We start from the raw sequence: 1,705 nt of genomic DNA, 5'->3' as shown, positions 1-1,705 counted from the left end.
GGACCTATCCGGAAGCGCTTACTACGAATTACGGCAGGTCGAGCAGGCCGACAGCGAACCACTCGCCGAGGGCGACGACGAAAAGCGCTTCCTGCCACTGCTTAAGGTCTTCGACGTCTTCAATCTGGATCAGGTCGATGGCTTGCTCAATGAATACCGGGCGGCGTCGGACACGGGATCCGCCTGGGAACCTTCCGATATCGCTGAGCGGATCATCGAGTGTTCCGGCGCCGATATTCGTCATGGCGGCTTCCGGGCCTTCTATTCGCCACCCAACGATCTCATCTACCTGCCGCTCCGTTCTTCCTCTTCCTTCAGGGACCAGGCGAGTTTCTACAGGACGGAACTCCATGAGATTTACCACTGGGCGGGCCACGCTTCTTGCCTCGGCAGGAGGCTCGGCAAGCGCCTTGGCGAATCGGCGTACGCGATGGAAGATCTGATCGCAGAGATGGGCGCGGCCTTCTTGGCCGCGCACCGCCGGCTTGCAGGTCAGGTGCGGCACGCGAACTACATCGCCAGTTGACTGGCAGTCCTCAAGCGCGACAAGCGCGGTGTTCACCGCTTCCGCGCAAGCCCAGAAGGCAGCCGACTATCTGCTTGATCACCCCGGACGACGTCATGCCGCTCTCTGCCTGAAGCGAACAGACACGGTGGACAAGCCTGGGGACAGACTGTGGAGAGCAGGTTAATCCACAAATTCTGTGGATAGATCGTTGAAAAAGCCTGTGGAAACCTCCCGGATTTCCCGGCTGCGCTGATCTTTCGTCGGTGCTGCCTACGTATTGGGCAATCCCTTTACCGATACGCGATCTGTCCCTGCACTCCAGGGTACCGGGCGAGCTCTGCCGGTAGCTGGAGGGGCTTCCCGCAATCGCCACAAGACTGTTGGGCGAGATTGATGAGGTCGAAAAATCTGACAAGGTCGCAATCCTGATCACCGCCATTCCAGCGGTTCCCCGACAAAGCCCGACCTGGCCCTGTGCCGGTCGGGCTTTGTCGTTACTCGCGTTCTCTATTGGAGTTCATCATGGAAAACACGTCCCATGCAACCCATCCCTTCCGTCGCCTGTTCCAGATTGATGTGTCGAAGCATGTCGAGAAGAAAGGTCTGTTCCCGTATCTCGGTTGGCCCTTTGCCGTGGCACAACTGCGTCTCGCCGATCCCGACGCCAGTTGGGAGGTGCGCTTCTTCGACGGGCTGCTGTACCTGTCGAGCGAACTCGGCTTCTTCGTCGATGTCGCGGTGACGGTGCAAGGCGTGACACCGAGTCGGATGTGTCGGGTCCTGGACAACAAGAACCGGCCGATCCTGGCGCCGACACCGTTCGACATCCACACATCGATCCAGCACTGTCAGGTCAAGGCCATCGCGCTACATAGGCTGGGGCTTTCGATCTACGCAGGCGAGGATCTCCCTGACCTGGAGAATGCCGGGAACACCGGCAACTCCGGCAAGACCGGAGAGGGGAGCCCCGAGGTCGGTGCCTGTGGTCAGGCCCAGGCGCACCGCTACAGCGGCCAAGGTCACGAATCCGCCAATCAAGGAGGATCCACAGGGCAATCGCATGAATGCCATTGTCGTGAACCCTGGGAAACAGTCGTTTACGCTCAAGGAGTTACGAAGGGGCTGTTCACAGCCCATTGATTTATGTAGTTTTCTGTCTTTTTGGAGTTCTCCATGGAGGCAGGAGGCAGGGTCCGG

At 59.2% G+C, this 1,705-nt stretch carries 2 protein-coding genes; both read left to right on the top strand.

The features are described from left to right. Positions 1-526 (top strand): zincin-like metallopeptidase domain-containing protein (locus tag AW06_RS18915; RefSeq protein WP_273704905.1); only part of this gene is annotated, 526 nt, incomplete at its 5' end. A gap of 504 nt (positions 527-1,030) precedes the next feature. Further along, positions 1,031-1,648 carry a DUF1071 domain-containing protein gene (locus AW06_RS21275; protein WP_273704904.1) on the top strand — a complete coding sequence of 206 codons (618 nt, stop codon included), beginning with the start codon at positions 1,031-1,033 and terminating at the stop codon, positions 1,646-1,648. Positions 1,649-1,705 lie beyond the last annotated feature (57 nt).

The sequence above is a fragment of the Candidatus Accumulibacter cognatus genome (assembly GCF_000584975.1).
Lineage (GTDB): Bacteria > Pseudomonadota > Gammaproteobacteria > Burkholderiales > Rhodocyclaceae > Accumulibacter > Accumulibacter cognatus.
Note: the sequence above shows the minus strand (reverse complement) of the source record. Positions and strands in the feature narration are given on the sequence as shown.